Annotated in this window: 13 protein-coding genes; 5 read left to right on the top strand and 8 right to left on the bottom strand. The window is 37.7% G+C overall.

Features of this window, described 5'->3' with window-relative positions; genetic code table 11:
* Position 1 precedes the first annotated feature (1 nt).
* The 6 genes from A7A69_RS00240 to A7A69_RS00215 all read right to left on the bottom strand — a co-directional run bounded on the left by A7A69_RS00240 (position 2) and on the right by A7A69_RS00215 (position 5,367).
* On the bottom strand, positions 2-1,267 hold the full coding sequence (locus tag A7A69_RS00240) for a mechanosensitive ion channel family protein (RefSeq protein WP_120369107.1): 1,266 nt from the start codon (positions 1,265-1,267) through the stop codon (positions 2-4).
* Positions 1,268-1,407: 140 nt separating this feature from the next.
* Positions 1,408-1,944 (bottom strand): DUF2058 domain-containing protein, encoded by a 537-nt coding sequence (locus A7A69_RS00235; protein ID WP_152875917.1) that lies wholly within the window; start codon positions 1,942-1,944, stop codon positions 1,408-1,410.
* Between the two features lie 13 nt (positions 1,945-1,957).
* Positions 1,958-2,632 carry a YoaK family protein gene (locus A7A69_RS00230; protein ID WP_152875916.1) on the bottom strand — a complete coding sequence of 225 codons (675 nt, stop codon included), beginning with the start codon at positions 2,630-2,632 and terminating at the stop codon, positions 1,958-1,960.
* A gap of 22 nt (positions 2,633-2,654) precedes the next feature.
* The gene (gene sstT / locus A7A69_RS00225) at positions 2,655-3,851 is read right to left on the bottom strand and encodes a serine/threonine transporter SstT (protein WP_151980634.1); all 1,197 of its coding nucleotides are present in this window, start codon (positions 3,849-3,851) and stop codon (positions 2,655-2,657) included.
* Positions 3,852-3,991: 140 nt separating this feature from the next.
* Positions 3,992-4,306: an ArsR/SmtB family transcription factor gene (locus A7A69_RS00220; protein WP_120369103.1), complete on the bottom strand. Its 315-nt coding sequence runs from the start codon at positions 4,304-4,306 to the stop codon at positions 3,992-3,994.
* A 497-nt stretch (positions 4,307-4,803) separates the two neighbouring features.
* Positions 4,804-5,367, bottom strand: a complete 564-nt coding sequence (locus tag A7A69_RS00215) for a TetR/AcrR family transcriptional regulator (RefSeq protein WP_152875915.1) — start codon at positions 5,365-5,367, stop codon at positions 4,804-4,806.
* Positions 5,368-5,688: 321 nt separating this feature from the next.
* Between A7A69_RS00215 and A7A69_RS00210 the strand changes: the two genes are divergently transcribed.
* Positions 5,689-6,543, top strand: a complete 855-nt coding sequence (locus A7A69_RS00210) for a hypothetical protein (RefSeq protein ID WP_120369101.1) — start codon at positions 5,689-5,691, stop codon at positions 6,541-6,543.
* A gap of 18 nt (positions 6,544-6,561) precedes the next feature.
* On the opposite strand, the gene A7A69_RS00205 is transcribed toward A7A69_RS00210, so the two are convergent.
* Positions 6,562-7,260 carry a D-Ala-D-Ala carboxypeptidase family metallohydrolase gene (locus A7A69_RS00205; protein WP_152875914.1) on the bottom strand — a complete coding sequence of 233 codons (699 nt, stop codon included), beginning with the start codon at positions 7,258-7,260 and terminating at the stop codon, positions 6,562-6,564.
* A gap of 133 nt (positions 7,261-7,393) precedes the next feature.
* Entirely contained in the window at positions 7,394-8,392 is a 999-nt protein-coding gene (locus tag A7A69_RS00200; protein ID WP_152875913.1) for an NAD(P)H-quinone oxidoreductase, read from the bottom strand.
* A gap of 303 nt (positions 8,393-8,695) precedes the next feature.
* Between A7A69_RS00200 and A7A69_RS00195 the strand changes: the two genes are divergently transcribed.
* From A7A69_RS00195 to A7A69_RS00180, 4 genes are all read left to right on the top strand, one after another.
* On the top strand, positions 8,696-9,895 hold the full coding sequence (locus tag A7A69_RS00195; RefSeq protein WP_152875912.1) for an MFS transporter: 1,200 nt from the start codon (positions 8,696-8,698) through the stop codon (positions 9,893-9,895).
* 257 nt (positions 9,896-10,152) lie between these two features.
* Positions 10,153-11,361 carry an efflux RND transporter periplasmic adaptor subunit gene (locus tag A7A69_RS00190; RefSeq protein ID WP_152875911.1) on the top strand — a complete coding sequence of 403 codons (1,209 nt, stop codon included), beginning with the start codon at positions 10,153-10,155 and terminating at the stop codon, positions 11,359-11,361.
* A gap of 5 nt (positions 11,362-11,366) precedes the next feature.
* Positions 11,367-14,462, top strand: coding sequence for a multidrug efflux RND transporter permease subunit (locus A7A69_RS00185; RefSeq protein WP_152875910.1), 3,096 nt, complete (start codon positions 11,367-11,369; stop codon positions 14,460-14,462).
* A complete protein-coding gene (locus A7A69_RS00180; RefSeq protein ID WP_152875909.1) occupies positions 14,459-17,563 on the top strand; it encodes an efflux RND transporter permease subunit in 3,105 nt (1,034 codons plus the stop codon). Before A7A69_RS00185 ends, A7A69_RS00180 begins: the two co-directional genes overlap by 4 nt.
* Positions 17,564-17,565: the final 2 nt, after the last annotated feature.

Raw genomic sequence — 17,565 nt, 5'->3', positions numbered from 1 at the left:
CTTAGCTTTTCTGAGTGAAATTCTCAACAATTATACCTGATGACAAAGATTTCACATCTGCTCCAGAAGGTGCTTGATAAATTCTTAATCCGAATTCGGGAATAATTGCAAGTAGGTGATCAAAGATATCTGATTGTATCGCTTCATAAGCAGTCCATACAGTGGTATTTGTGAATGCATAAATTTCAAGTGGCAAACCATCACTGGTCGGTTGTAATTGACGCACCATTAACGACTGATTTTGAGCGATCCCAGAGTGTTGTTTTAAATAAAACTCAATATAAGCGCGAAAAGTTCCTAAATTAGTCAAACGGCGCTGATTGTATACAGTCTGATTGCTTAGTTGATCATTAAAATTTTCTAGTTCAGATTGCTTGGTATCTAAATATTGATCCAGTAATAGGAAATTTTTTAGCTTTTCCTGTTCATCTTCCGTCATAAAGTGAACACTACTTTGGTCAATAAATAATGAACGTTTAATACGTCGCGCACCTGCCTGACTCATACCACGCCAGTTAATGAAAGTGTCGGTGACAAGTTTATTGGTAGGAATGGTGGTAAAAGTTTTATCAAAATTTTGTACGGTTACAGTATGTAATGACATATCAATGACATCGCCATCCGCATTGAGTGACGGCATCGAAATCCAGTCGCCAATACGCACCATGTCATACGATGAAATCTGGACACTTGCAACCAGAGAAAGAATAGTATTTTGAAAGACGAGCATCAATACTGTTGCCATCGCACCAAAACCAGCCAGTAAGGTAAAAACATCCTTTTTTAGGAATGTACCCAAAACCATCAGGGCACAAACAATAAAAATCATCAGTTTAACTAACTGTAAATAACCTTTAATTGGCTTATTTTTAGCGTTGGGATTGCGTTGATAAACTAAATTGAACACATTTAGCATTTCACTGATGGCAAGCGCAATGGTTAAAAAGATAAAGGCTTGTGCTGCCATTTGCACAAAAATAATGATTTTTTCTGATAAGTGCGGAACTGTTGTAATGCCATTCATAATTACTATGGCAGGTACAATATTGGCAATACGGCGAATCACACTGTGTTGTGCAAAAATGGACTGATTTGCAGATTTAATTTTGCTGATGAGTTTACGAATACCACGAACCACAATTTGTTTCGCAATAAAATTGGCGATTATCGCCAAAATAATGAGAATACTAAGTGACGTTAACATCTCAAGCCATGGATACTGATCAATCCAGTTTTCAATATCATGAAAAAGCTTTAAAAAATCCAAACCTTTACACCTTTGTACAAATAAATAATTAAATGAAGTGTAAAGGCTTGGCTATATAACATTGTATAAAGCTACTTTTTTTATACGATTTAAAGCAGACTTTTTACAATAATAAAATCAATTATTTAACTAAAATTAAATTACCACATTAAATCGTCTGGAATAACATAAGCAGCATATGGATCTTCTTCGTCAGTGGTTTGCTCATTGCTTTGAGCATTATTTACCAAGATAAAACCTTGCATTTTCAGATTAATCTTATCAGCCAGTGCTTTAGGCAAATAGGCATAGCTTTCCTGATCCTTCGCAATCACCAAACTGCCAGATACTAATGCATTATAAACCGTCTGAGAGATATAGACTTTCTTGACTTTATTGTCATCAATAAATTGATAGCTGATATCACCTTCATATTCTTTAATTTTATGCTGAGAAATCATCTGAATAATGGCTGCTTTTAAGGCTTTTTCCTCTAACTGACGCTGTTTTTCCTGATTAAGCGCTTGATCTTTTTCAAGCTTTTCTAATTTATTTTTTTCAATATTAGCCTTTAACTCGGCCTCATTGTTTTGACCCATACGATGTTCATGTTGTGTTTGTTTATTCAGCTTTTTCGCTTTTTTGTTATCCACTAAACCCGCTTTAAGCAGTTGAGCCTGTAATGCATTTTTAACCATAACCAAATCCAAATTATTGATGCAAAGATGAATGACGAAGATAAATGATCCAGTAGGCAATACTGAGAATCAAACTTAAGATAACAGGAACCAAGAACGCCTGAATAGAGAGTAGAGGATGGATGAGTGCTGCAATGACTCCACCTAAAAAGAACCCAATCAGGATCAGTAAATGCAATGTAATACGGCGTTTATCGAGCGGTAAGCCACGTGCTTTATAACCAAGCGCCAGTCCAATATCGGTGAGTACACCTGATAAATGGGTGGTACGAATAATTGTACCTTTGTAATGACTGACCATAGCATTTTGGATGCCCATGGCTGCACATGCCCAGAGTAGACCATAACGAGGAAAATAGGGTAGTACTAACCACGAAATAAAAATAAACAAAGCCACCAAACTTAAAGGCACGCCATAACGACGACCCAATTGGAACTGGCTATTTCCTAAAATGAAACCACTATAGAATGAACCAATTACAAAGCAAATGACCACTAATATTAAATAAACAACATTCTCAAATTTAAAGCCGACCAGATCCATTGCCAACATACTCACGTTTCCCGTCATATGTGAAATGGATTGATGCAATACGGTTATAAGGGAAAGAACGTTAATCATCCCAGCATTCATAGCCAGTAAAAATGCTGCAAATTGCACCCAGTTTGGAAGACTTTGAAAAGGCATAAGACCTCAACTTTAGCGATAACTATTTTCGTGAAGCAATATCAACCGCTGCTGTAAATATGACATCTGTAGATGAATTTAATGCAGTTTCTGTGGAATCCTGTAAAACACTGATCACCATGCCAATAGCAACGACTTGCATAGCGACTTCTGAAGGAATACCAAACAACCCACATGCAACTGGAATCAATAATAAAGAACCACCTGCAACACCTGACGCACCACATGCCGAGACTGTTGCTACAATTGATAAAATAATCATTGTCATAAAGTCAACATGTATACCTAAAGTATGCACTGCTGCAAGCGTTAATACCGTAATTGTCACGGCTGCACCCGCCATATTAATCGTTGCACCAAGTGGAATAGAAACACTTGCCGTCGCTTCATTTACTCCCAAGCGTTTAGCCAAATCCAGATTAACAGGAATATTTGCTGCCGAACTTCGGGTGAAAAACGCAGTAATTCCACTTTCTTTTAAGCACTTCAATACCAAAGGATACGGGTTTGAGCGAATAACAATAGCCACCAAAATTGGGTTGATGACCAATGCTACAAAGAACATTGTTCCTAATAGAACAGCGATTAATTGAGCATAATTCTTTAAAGTAGCTAAACCTGCATCTGCAAATGTGACTGCAACAAGACCAAAAATACCCAATGGAGCAAAACTGATCACAATACGAATGATATGATTTATAGCGTGGGAGATATCGGTTAATACTTGTTTAGTGGTTTCTGAACTGTGTCGCAAAGCAACACCCAAGCCAACTGCCCAGCCTAAGATTCCAATGAAATTGGCTTCTGCAATTGCCTGTACTGGGTTCGCTACAAAACTAAGTAATAGATTTTTTAAAATTTCAGTCAGACTACCTGCTGGTTGTAATCCAGTTTGGGCATCGACATTTAAATAGAGAAAACTTGGAAAAAATTGACTAGCAACAATGGCGCTAAATGCTGCCAAGATCATACCCACCACATACAACATTAAAATAGGTCTAAGATTTGCATTATGACCCACTTTAAAATTGGCAATTGAACTCATCACCAACACAAAGACTAAAATCGGAGCAACAGATTTTAAGGCTTTAATAAATAGCTCACCGAGTAAACTCAAATAGGGTGTAAAACTGGGGAAAAGTAGGGCAACGCAAAAACCTAAAATAATTGCGATAAATATTTTAGTAACAAGACTCAAGCGGGACAAAATCGATAACATAAAAAAGCCTTAGCAACATACAGCTAAATCAGCAAAAAAAGTATTTTATACACAATGACCGTGAAGCTTAAGTATTTTTTAAAAGAATTCAGCTGAGCACAATATATATAAATCAGAAAATATTGATAAAAAATAGAAAGTTAAATGAGATTAGGGCAATAAAGACGATAAAGTGTGTCTAAAACTTCAATCAATTTTTGATCTTTAATAGAGTAAAAAATTTGTTTACCTGCTCGACGGGTATGAACAACTTCACTTTTACGTAACATCATTAATTGCTGTGAAAGAGTAGGTTGAGTAATTTGTGTTCTTTCTTCAATTTGAGATACGTTTAGCTCTTCTTGTGCAAGATGGCACAAAATAAGTAAGCGGTCTGTATTAGCCAGAGACTTTAAAATTATTACCACAGTATCCGCGGAATTTCTCATCTCCTCAATTTGAAATTCTGTTTGCATTGCTTATCCCTCAAATTTACAGCGGGCATAAGTATAAAACGAATGCATCCAAATAACTTGAATAAAATAAAAATATCAAATTCATTGAAATTTTATACGAATTATGACCATATAAGAAGAAAAGAAAATTAAATAATTTAATAAACCTAAAAATAAGAATATTTCAAAAAAAAGTTGTGCTTTTCCAGAACTTATTTATAATGAGAACTAATCATACAGACCTGTATGTATACCTTTATAATTATTTTAGATTGTGCAGTTTTATATAACAAAGAGAGGGCAAGCCATGCAAAACAGTATCATTGTGTTTTCTGAGATTAGTACATAAGCCTCCACGTGCATGTACTAATGCATAAGAAGGCATAATTTTAATTATGCACGTTCAACTTTTTAAATAAATTTATTTTTATTCATTAAGTTGCTTAGGTTTCAGACGCAAGCGTGAAATAATACAATGATAACAATAAAATAATAATATCCACTCACGCTTTATTTCTTTACATTTGTCTTTCAAATTCAATTAAACGCTCAACTCGCGCCCAATATTCATCTATCTTGACAGAGTCTTTATCAATCTGTGCTTGCATGGTCATTCCATCCAGAATGCTTACCAGTAGATTTGCTAAAGAAGACGGATTTTTTATTTGAAGTTGAGTCAATAAACCGAGAATAATATTGGTTAACCATTCTTTATATTCAAGGGCAGGTCGAATGGTAGAAGGGTAAATTTTAAAGACTTCTTCCACTGCTTTTTGAAACATACAACCATTAAAGTCATCGGTATGAAACCAAGCTGAATACCAAAAATAAATAGCTTTAATACGCCCTAAGCCATCATCTTGATCACAGGCCTGTAACGATGTCGTGAGAGATTCTTGTAAATTCATGTTACGTTGATCTAGACATTCTTCTATCAGTTTGGCTTTTGAAGGAAAGTATTTATAAAAAGTCATTTTTGCAACACCTGACTCTTGAATAATGCGATCCACACCTACAGAATTGTAACTATTGGCATTAAAAAGACGTAAAGCTGTATGTATAATGTCATCTTTTTTCGACATATTTTGAGATTCCTGCTAAATACATCATCATTTGGCGTACAGTGGCGATAATTAGATCATTTAGTTTAAACAATTTTTCAAGTATAACATTTAAGTGGATGCTTAAATGAAAATATGATAAAAAATTTAATCACTTAGCGCAATCCGAGTACTTATAAGAATAAATCTAAGAGAGGCGCAGGCATAATATACGCTTTAAATGTTAATTTTTTATAACTATCTTATTCTTAATAAGTTTTTTTTATCATTCAGTTGTCTTTACTATAGATCAATTATTTTTTATTTAATATACTGAATACTCTGTATATTAAATAAAAATCTATGATTCACAATCCGTCATTTACACAATCTGAAGACTCACGTGCTGAGGTCATCGCTTTTATTAAAAATGCGATTCCAACAGATTTGTGGACATTTAATACAGAATTAGTTAAGCCATTTAGAACAGAGATAGATCAGCATGTTTTATTTGAGCATGACATTTTAGAGGATTTAAAACATCAAAAATTAAATTTACAGCAATTAAAAACAATACATCTCAATTACTTAAATTGTATTGTAAAAATTTTTACCGATGCATTAAGTATGCTGATCTTTCAGGCAAATCAGCTAGAAAGTAATCAAAATATTGATATTCAAAATCGAATTTTATCGAAAATTTATGCGCGTTACTTGCTTTCCTTAAATTTACTCGATGAATTAGGGTTCAATACTGTTGATCTTCAGCAAAGTTCTCCAGCCAAGTCTCATCTTGCTCATTATCTGAAAATTTTAGAACAGTTTGGGGTAAATCATCCTATTGAGCAGGAAAAAATTGAATCTGAAGCTTTTGCGATACAAGATTTTATACGTAGTCATTACCATAGCTATCTGAATTTATTGCTTATTTTATCAATTACAGAAAAGCAAGTGATTGTCTTTAGTGAAGCTCTACATATGAACCTGAAAAAATTTGGTGAAATATTTGATCAGGGTTACTACGCATGTCATGGTGTAGCAAATGATCAGGACAATTTGGCCAATGACGATAATCATGCCAATGATCTTTGGTTACTTTGCATTCAAGCAATTCGCCCTGAAAATAAATCAGAACTACATGAGGTTATGCAGCGTTATTTATCTCTTTGGCAAGCTTTCTGGACAAAAATGTCTCAAATATCTCTAAGTCCAATCTGAGTGAGAGGATGCAAGGGCTTAAGGAATTTTTTCCCCACAGATCGAACTATGCCAACTTAAATCAGGCCCCCAAGTACGAAAACCTTTGGTATCAATATGAATTTGACCTGTACTATAGACACCTAAACCCATGTTGTATTGTTGACCTTCTGTTTGCCAAAATTTGCATAATTTCAACTTACTGTCTGCTATTGCAATGGCTTCATCTGCACTAGGAAATTCTGAACCTATTCGAAAATCGACTGCTGCATTTTGCATATGACTAGATGATTGAGCGCCATTTACACAATGATTTAAAGCAGGGGATCGATAACTTGATGTTATTTCAAAGTCTGTCAAAACACCATTTTGGACTAAAACTGATAATAAGTTGAGTGTAGGGACAATATTTACCCATACATTTTGGTCTGGTACATCATATTGGTCATAATGACATTCTTGCCAGCCACGTGCGGAACGTAAAAGTTCAAAGTCTGGAACAGTGAGTCGTACGCCTTGTTGCTGTAAAAAGTTTTTATAGCTTTTAACTCGATCAGCATTGTACGGATGCGCGATCCAAATGAAGTAAGATACAGGCGTTCTTTTATGTAATATTTTGGCTTTATCTGAGATTGGAACAACTATTTTTTGTGATGGAATGGGTTGTGGTTGTTGGGTACATGCTGTTAATCCTAGTAGCAAGATCGTCATGCAAGATAAAGATTTAAAAGAAATCATGAATACATCATAAATTTTTAATTATTGTTATAATATAACACTAATGTGTGAAGTTAAAGCGTTTCTCTCGCTATTTATTAAATCTATTATTCGAATAAAAGAGGGGAAGGCAGCTTTACCTCCCCATTATAGATTAATTCAATTCCAGCACAATCTTGCCAATATGCTCACTTTTCTCCATTGTTGTATGTGCCTTTGCAACATCTTCAAATGCAAAGGTTTTATAAATAATAGGAAGGCTTTTACCTTGTTCAAGTAAAGGCCAAACCGTTTGCTTTAATGATTGAGTAATCTCAGCTTTTTCCTGATCAGTACGAGCACGCATGGTTGAACCTGTGACTTTTGCTCGCTTTAAAATGAGTTGCTGTAGGTCAAATTCTTTTGCCATACGTCCACCCATAAAGCCTAAAATCACCAAACGCCCATCTCGTTTGAGTAAATTCATATTTTGGTTAAAGTATTTTGCACCTACGATATCTAAAATGACATCGACACCTTTTTGATCCGTTTTCTCTAAAACAATTTGTTCAAAATCATCTTTTTTATAATTAATTGCAGTGCTAATTCCTTTAAGTTCTTCGACTTTTTCATCGCTGCCCACTGTACAAAAAGTCTGAATACCCAATGCATGACAAAGCGATAAAGCAGTCGTTCCTATTCCACTAGCCCCACCGTGAATCAAGGCTGTTTCACCATTTTTTAGCTGACCAATATCAAATAAATTTGCCCACACTGTGTAGTAGGTTTCTGGAATTGCCGCTGCCTGAACAAAGCTTAAATTTTTAGGAATGATCAGTGTTTGGCTAGCGGGAACAATGCAATATTCTGCGTAGCCACCACCATTGGTAAGCGCACAGACTCGATCACCAATTTTAAAATCTTGAACATCTTTCCCAATTTCGACAACAATACCTGCAACTTCAAGCCCTGGAATATGCGTAACTCCTTTAGGCATGGGATATAAGCCTTTGCGTTGTAATACATCAGGACGATTAATACCCGCAGCTTTGACCTGAATCAGAACTTCGCTAGATTTAGGGCGGGGTATTTCAGCTTCAACGACATTTAAAACATCAGGTTCACCAAATTGTGAAATTTCTATATGAAGCATTTTGTTCGGTAGATTTGTCATAGATAGATAACTCCTTTAAAAATGGTTAAACCATTGATTAAATATATAATTTACATTTTAAGCTGAATTTGAATAATACATTCTAGTTCGATATCACGATATATTGAGATTTCCATACAAATTACAATAGATGATTTTGTTATTCATTTTTTTTCTGATTTGAATAGCTGACCGATCATACTTTTCCAAATCTTTGTGACATAAAGATGAGTAAAATACTTTTAAATGATAATAATTATCATTATAATTAACTTTGGAATAATTGAATGATCAGTCAAAACCAAAGATAGATCAGGTAGAAAAATGAATATTATTAAAGCGTTGTTTTTAAGTTATATGCTGCTACAAATGGCATTTATGATGATTCTCCCAGTCATAGGCCCAGTGATTCGAACTCAAGGTTTACAAGAATGGCATGCAGGTTTAATCGTAAGTCTTTCAGGTTTATTTTGGATGCTCAGTGCAAAATTCTGGGGGCAGCGAAGTGATGAACTTGGCCGGAAAAAAGTTTTATTACCTTTGACGTTGGGTTTCTTTGTTTTTTATTTGCTTTGGGCAGTTTTTATTGGCTACACACTGCAACATCCCTTAAGCATTTTAACCATGTTACTGGTGATGTTGATCTTGCGCTGTATTATTGCTGCTTTTTTCTCAGGGATTAATCCAGTCATGGTGGGCTATATTGCGGACCATTATGCGCCCGAAGAACGTGCGTCAAAGATTGCGATGTTAGGAGCAGCTGCTGGTATTGCTATTTTTCTTGGGCCTTTCATCGGTGGAATACTTTCTAGTTTTGACTTAAGTTTTGCTTTTTATTTTGCCGCTATTATGCCTCTATTTGCGTTGATCTTAACGCATTTTAAAGTGCAGGAAAGTGATCGATTGGTTTCAAATGTAACTGAGAGAACTCAGTTAAAAATGACAGATTCACGAATCTGGTTTGAAGTTGTGGTGATGTTTCTCACCATGAATTGCATTTTTACTTTTAATATGTGTATTGGTTTTTTTAGCAAAGACCATTTGCAATTGGCGACACAGCAGCAAAGTGCGACTGTGGCAGGCATGACGCTAAGCGCAGTCGGTTTGACTTTGATTATCGTACAAGTTCTGATTTCTAAATTAAAACCAAATCGTCATTTATTGCTACTCGGCATCGGCATGCTCTGCATGGCACTTGGAACAATTATGTTTACGCTTACTCAAGGCTTATTTTTCTTTATTGTTAGTGCTGTAATGATGGGAATTGGTGGCGGTTTAATTCTGCCGATGATCAATACCATGACCTCACTGGCTGTTGATGCACATGAACAGGGTGCCGCATCAGGATTAATTTCTGCTGCACAAGGGATGTCGATGCTTGTTTCACCGTTTATTGCAACCATACTTTATCACTATAAAAATGAGTTGCCTTATTGGATTGCGGCAGTCTTATTATTGTTCTCGTTTATTTTTATTCCAAAGCGTATCAATGTTCAGAATAAATGGATGGCATCAAAGCAATAGACATCCATGATTACAATCAGAAAATCTGAAATTAAAATTTAATTTCAGAATTATTAAAAAAATTAAGCTAATTTTAATAATAATGAGAATCGTTTATGAAAATAATATACAATTCCTTACACGAAGATTGAACCTTTTTCGCTGTTTCAAACGTCTTAGTGAATACAAATGCAATTTTCATCCCATTAAACAGGCTTTAAAGGGGAAGCGGGATGAAGGTTATTTGATCAATATTGATATCGATTTAAGTGAATGTAATGATAGAACAACCGTTGAATGTTGAAAAAAAATCTCAAACTCTCCCAAAAAATACAAAATGGTTAGTGCTATTCGTAATTGTCATCTTGGCAATTGCCATAGCGATCTATTGGTGGAAATCGAGTCAGGTGCCTACACAGGAATATAGCCAGTGGAGTAAACCAGTTCCAGTCAGCGTCATACCTGTACAACGAAATGATTTACAGCTTGAAATTAAAGCAATTGGGACAGTTATTCCAACTCATTTGGTCAAAGTACAAAGTCAGGTATCGGGTGTTTTACAAAAAATTTATTTTAAAGATGGTCAATCGGTCATAAAAGGTCAACTTTTAGCCCAGATTGATCCAGCACCTTTTCAGGTCGCTCTAGCTCAAGCACAAGGTACACAACAGCAAAATCTTGCTCAATTGCGTAATGCTGAAAGTGAACTGAACAGATATCAATTACTTTTTAAACAGGACTCTATTGCCAGACAACAAGTTGAACAGCAACAAGCGTTAGTCAACCAGTTAAAAGGACAAATTCAGGCGAATCAGGCACAGGTCGATGCAGCAAAGTTACAACTTTCCTATACCAAGATTTATGCGCCCATTGAAGGACGTGTCGGTTTTAAACAAAAAGATGCGGGAAATTTAATCCAAGCCAATGAAGAAGCAGGTCTAGTCAGCATTACACAGGTACATCCAATTTATGTACAGTTTGCGGTGGCAGAAAATTATCTGGACATGTTGCGAGCTTCTGTGCAAAAGGGTCAGAAAGTTCAAGTTACTGCGTGGGATCGCTCAGAAAAAAAACAACTTGCTATGGGTTATGTGGAAGCACTTGATAATCAGATTGATACCAATACAGGTACTTTAAAACTCAAAGCTATTTTTGAAAATCGCGATGATGCGTTATTTCCAAATCAATTTGTCAATGTACGTCTAAACGCCCAGACCATTGAAAATGCAGTCAACATTCCCACAGATGCCATTCAAAACGGCGCTAAAGGGACTTATGTTTATATTATTAATAAAGAAAATAAAGCTGAAATCCGCATGCTTAAACTAGGCATTAGTTCGAATGGGCAGACAGAGGTTTTACAAGGATTACAAGGCAATGAGCAAGTCGTTTTAGAAGGAATAGACCGTCTTGCTGAAGGTAAAGAAGCTCAAGTTGTTCAAGATGAAAAAGCGCCATCTGCAACAACAAAAACAGCACGTGGTTAAGTGCAATGAATATTTCCCGTTTCTTTATTTTACGACCCGTTGCCACCACATTGTTAATGCTGGCACTACTATTTAGTGGTTTACTTATTTGGCGGTTTTTACCTGTTTCGGCATTACCACAAGTCGATTATCCTATTATTCAGGTTTATACCTTTCAACCAGGTGCTAATCCAGATACGGTTCAAAGAACCATTACAGCACCACTCGAACGTGAAATGGGAAAAATTGCTGGACTCAAGCAGATGTCCTCAAACAGTTCTGTCGGTGCGTCTGTCATTACTTTACAATTTGAACTCAGTGCTGAGTTAGGGGTGGTTGAACAAGAAGTACAATCTGCTTTAAGTACGGCAAGTAGTAAATTGCCCAATGATCTACCGACGCCACCTGTCTACCGAAAAGTAAACCCTGCCGATGTGCCTGTGATTACTTTGGCGGTCAGTTCAGATACTTTGCCCCTCACCACTGTTTATGACATGGTGGATACGCGCATCGCACAAAAATTATCACAATTATCTGGTGTGGGAATGGTCAGTTTGGCGGGTGGGCAACGTCCCGCTATACGTGTTCAAATGAATCCAACAGCACTGGCAGCTTATAAAATGAGTGCTGAGGATGTTCGTTCAGCCATTAATTCCGCCAATGCCAATCAGCCTAAAGGCAGTTTTGATGGGCCATATCGGACCACGATGCTAGATGCCAATGATCAGATTCGTTCTATTGCAGATTATGAAAATTTGATTTTGCGCTGGAACAATGGTGCACCTATTCGTTTGAAAGATGTTGCACAGATTCAGGAAGGAAGTGAAGACCGCTATATGGCAGCTTGGGCAGATCAGCAGTCTGCAATCTTAGTCAATGTACAACGTCAGCCCTATGCCAATGTGATTCAGGTCGCAGACCAGATCAAAAATATTTTACCTGAATTGCAAAAAAATCTACCTGAAAGTGTAAAAATTCGAGTCTTGACGGATCGTACTGAAAGCATTCGGAGTTCGATCCGTGATGTACAAAAAGAATTGGTTTTTGCAGTGTGTCTGGTGGTGATGGTCACTTTCCTTTTCTTAAGAAATTTGTCCGCGACCATGATTCCCAGTATTGCCGTGCCATTGTCGATTATTGGCACTTTTGTATTGATGTATTTTCTCGGGTTCTCGGTAAATAACCTGACGCTCATGGCTCTGACCATCGCCACTGGTTTTGTGGTTGATGATGCGATTGTCATGCTGGAAAATATTACGCGGCATCGTGAAGCAGGAGAAAATCTATTACAGGCTGCACTCAAGGGTGCAAAGGAAATAGGATTTACCCTGATTTCACTGACTATTTCATTAATTGCCGTTTTGATTCCATTGCTGTTTATGGGCGATGTCGTCGGACGCTTATTTCATGAATTCGCGGTGACTTTAGCGGCAGCGATCGCACTTTCTTTGGTGGTGTCTTTAACACTCACGCCGATGATGTGTGCTTACTTACTTAAAGAAAATAAACATCATCAAAAAAATAGCCGATGGAGTCTGGATCAAGTCATTGACCGCTATGCAAAAGCATTACAGTGGGTATTTAAACATCAGCCACTTATGCTCAGTATTATGTTGAGTACCGTGATTTTAGCAGGTGTTTTATATTGGATGATTCCTAAAGGATTTTTTCCTGTGCAGGATAGTGGTGTCATCCAAGTGGTGACTGAAGCACCAGACGATATTTCTTTTCAGGCGATGAGTGAACGTCAGCAAAACTTGGCCGCACAGATTTTAAAAGATCCCGCTGTTGCGAGTTTGTCCTCATTTATTGGCATTGATGCCAATAATCCAAAACTCAGTAATGGCCGTATTTTAATTAATCTAAAACCACATGCAGAGCGAAGTTCGGCGGAGCAGGTGATTGATCGATTACGAGATCAACTTGCTGATGTACAAGGGATTCATGCTTGGATGCAGCCCGTTCAGGAACTCAGTATTGAAGACAAAATTAGTCGTACCCAATATCAACTCAGTCTCAGCGCAGCAAAAACTCAGGATTTACAACAATGGACACCTGTTTTGGTTGATGCATTAAAGCAACAGCCTGAGTTTTCAGATGTCACCAGTGAAAATGGTGGACAAGCATTGCAGGCTTATATTGATGTCAATCGAGATGCCGCAGCGCGTTTAGGACTTTCCATTGAAGATATTAGTCTGGCATTGCAAAATTTATTTGCACAACGCCAGATTGCGACTTTGTATACACAGTCCAATCAATATCGGATTGTATTGGAACTTGATCCTGCATTGACCCAAGGGCTTGATGGTTTAAACCAGACCTATATTCATAATGCAAATGGTGAAGCAATACAACTGAGTGCTGTGGCAAGTATTGAGCAAAAAAGAGTGGCAAGTGTTTTGCAACAACAAGCCCAATTTCCAGCCAATACCATTTCATTTAATCTGGCGCAAGGTGTATCACTTGGTGAAGCGATTCGAGCGATCAAGCGAGTAGAACAGGAACTAAAACCTCCTGCTGAAATCAATCTGAGTTTACAAGGTGCGGCAGCCGCTTTTGAAAATTCGCGACAACATACTTTCTGGCTAGTCATTGCTGCAATTGTCACGATGTACATTGTACTGGGTATTTTGTACGAAAGTTTTATTCATCCCATTACCATTCTTTCTACGCTACCGTCCGCAGCCATTGGTGCATTATTGGCATTATTTATGGTCAATCAGCCACTCGATATGATCGCGCTGATCGGGATTATTTTGCTCATTGGACTCGTGAAAAAAAACGGCATCATGATGGTCGATTTTGCACTGGCAGCCCAACGCAATGAAGGTTTATCTCCTGAACAAGCGATTTATCAAGCTGCCTTAATGCGTTTTAGACCGATTTTAATGACGACATTAGCCGCACTTGTCGGCGCAATTCCTCTCATGCTAGCGTCTGGTTCTGGCGCTGAATTACGTCAGCCATTAGGTATTGTAATGGTTGGTGGTCTTATCCTAAGCCAAATTCTCACTTTATTTACCACGCCTGTGGTTTATCTGTTTTTCGATCGTTTACAACGAATCAAGCATCAGCAGAACAAAATAAATCCATCTGTTGATGAATCAGGGGCAATCACTTGAATATATTTGCTCTGTTTGTTCATCGACCTGTTGCTAGCGTTTTATTGGGCATTGCCATTACTTTGCTTGGCGTATTGGCATATTTTCGTTTACCCGTCGCGGCTTTGCCTCAGGCAGATATCCCTACAATTGTAGTACGTGCAAATTTACCTGGTGCAAGTCCTGAAAGCATGTCAGCGACTGTATCCACTCCACTAGAACGCGCCATGATGGGGGTGTCTGGCGTCAAAGCGATTAATTCATCTAGTAGCCAAAACTCGACCCAAGTCACGTTGCATTTTGATCTAGATACAGATATCAATGAAGCAGCGCGCGAAGTACAGGCCGCTATCAATGCCGCAATATCTCAATTGCCTTCTGGTATGCCTAGCCCTCCTGAATATTTTAAGGTCAACCCCAGTCAAAGCCCCATTTTTTATCTTGCGCTGAGTTCCAAATATTTATCTGCAGGTCAATTATATGAGTTGGCAACCAATCAGTTACAACCCAATCTTGCCCAAATCAGTGGTGTTGGAGAGGTTGAAATTGATGGTGCGTCAATGCCTGCGGTGCGTATTGTGTTAAATCCAAATGCTCTGATTTCACAAGGAGTTTCTTTGGAGCAAGTTCGACAGGCAGTTGAAAAAAGTAATGTAGTACAGTCATTAGGTGTCATTGAAAATCAACAACATCGTTGGCAAGTTGCACTTTCAACCGATTTGAAAGCTGCGGCAGATTTTGACAATTTAATTATCCATCAAACATCGCAGGGTATTGTCAGACTAAAAGATATTTCAAAAGTAGAAGATTCCGTTGAGAACCGTTATGTCAGTGGTTTCCATAATGGTGAACCTGCGGTCATTATTAAAATCAGCAGGCAACCCAATGCCAATACCATCGCAACGATTGAAAAAATCAAGGCAAAACTACCTGAATTAAATTCTCTTATTCCTGCCGATGCACAGTTGACAACAGTCATGGATGGTTCTGAAATTATTCATGCAGGTTTAAAAGAAGCGCGTGATACCTTGCTTTTTTCTATGCTATTGGTTGTGATTGTGGTTGCGCTGATGTTAGGAAGACTACAAAGTGCAATTGTGCCGACCATTGCCATGTTGGTTACTTTGATTGGCGCGACAAGTCTGGTTTATTTGGCAGGATTTTCGCTGAACAATTTATCGATTATGGCAGTCATTGTTGCGATTGGGTTAGTTGTAGATGATGCCATTGTCGTTCTTGAAAATATTGAACGTCACATTGAACAGGGTGAAACCCCATTTAATGCAGCTATTCAAGGCGTTAGAGAGGTTGGATTTACGCTGATTGCGATGAATCTGGCACTTATTGTGATTTTTATCTCCGTATTATTTATGGGTGGGGTCATTGAACGGCTATTTAGGGAGTTTTCGCTTACACTGGTTTTCATTGTTATTCTTTCAGTTTTTGTTTCTTTAATTTTAACCCCAAGTCTATCGGCCCGTTGTTTAAAGCCTTTAAATTCGCAGAATAATCAAGTTTTATATGCGTATAGCCAACGCATGATGCAGTATTTAACACAGCATTATTTGCATTCATTAAAGTGGATTATGCGTCATGCTTATCTCGCGATACTACTTTGGTTAGGTGCAATTGCGGGTTCAATCTATTTATATCAAAGTTTGCCTAAAAAGATTTTACCTGAGCAGGATACAGGCCGAATCGAAACATTTATTCGAGGGGATGATGGTTTTTCTTTTCAGATTATGCAGCCTAAAATTTTGACATTTAGTCAAAGTTTACTCAAAGATCCTGCAATAAAAGATGTGATTGGAACTTCTGGCGGCGCTGGTGGAACCACCAATTCCTTTTTTATGGTTAGTTTAAAACCCAAAGCTGAACGCGATGGTAAGACAACGCATGAAATTGCTGAAAGGATTCGTCAAAATGCTCCGTGGTTAGCAGGGGCAATATTTTCGGCAAGAGTCCAACAGGATCTTGATCTGGAAGATCTTTTTGCTGCGAGTGGAGGGCAGGACTATTTGCTGTTATTGCAATCGGATGATGTTGCCTTACTTAGAAAATGGGCGCCGAAAGTTGCAGAGGCGATGCAAAAACTACCTGAGCTTGAAGAGGTGGAAACTTTAGGCGATGAAGGGGCTCAGCATGTCACGCTCGATATTCATCGAGAAGCCGCACGACGTTTAGGCGTTGATATTGAAAGTATTTCCAGTGTACTGAACAACTCATTTTCACAACGACAAATTTCGACCATTTATGATCAAACCAATCAATTTCATGTCGTGATGGAAATTGATAAGCGTTTTACTGAAAATCCAGAATCATTGGCAAATATCAAAGTTCCAAATCAAAACGGTGAATATGTACCATTGACTAACTTTGCAACATGGTCATATGGAATTACAAATGATCGCGTACATCGACGCAACCAATATGCCGCAATGGGTATTGGCTATGTACTCAAACAAGGTTACACCGCTGAACAAGCCGAGACCGCGATTCGTGGTGTATTGCCACAGGTCATGCTGCCTAATCAGATTTTTGTTGCAACAGATAAAGATGTAGAAGCCGAAAGTTTACAAGCAGGCTTAAGCACACCGATGTTACTTTTAGCAGTTATTGTGCTGATTTATATCGTTTTAGGCGTAACTTATGAAAGTATGCTCCATCCATTGACGATATTGTCAACGGTTCCTGCTGTGGCTTTGGGCGGTTTACTCACACTTTGGCTATTTAATTTTGAATTTAGCCTGATCGCCTTATTGGGCATGTTTTTATTAATTGGAATTGTTGTAAAAAATGCAATTTTACTGATTGATTTCACCTTACAGCAACGTCGTCTTGGCAAGACAGCATTTGAATCGATTCTATCTGCGGCAGCATTGCGGTTTCGTCCTATTTTAATGACCAATACCGCAGCTTTATTAGGTGCTATTCCATTGGCACTCAGTACAACTGAAGGCTCTGAACTACGACAACCTTTGGGCATTGTGATCGTTGGCGGTTTGGCATTGGGTCAATTATTAACCCTTTATACCACACCTGTGATGTATCTCTTGTTAGAGAAACTGGCTCAAATGTGTAAACAATTCAATATTACCAATGCCTTCGGCTATAGAAGATAGAA

Origin of the sequence: Acinetobacter guerrae (assembly GCF_009372255.1) — a bacterium.
GTDB classification, from domain to species: Bacteria; Pseudomonadota; Gammaproteobacteria; order Pseudomonadales; family Moraxellaceae; genus Acinetobacter; species Acinetobacter guerrae.
Note: the sequence above shows the minus strand (reverse complement) of the source record. Positions and strands in the feature narration are given on the sequence as shown.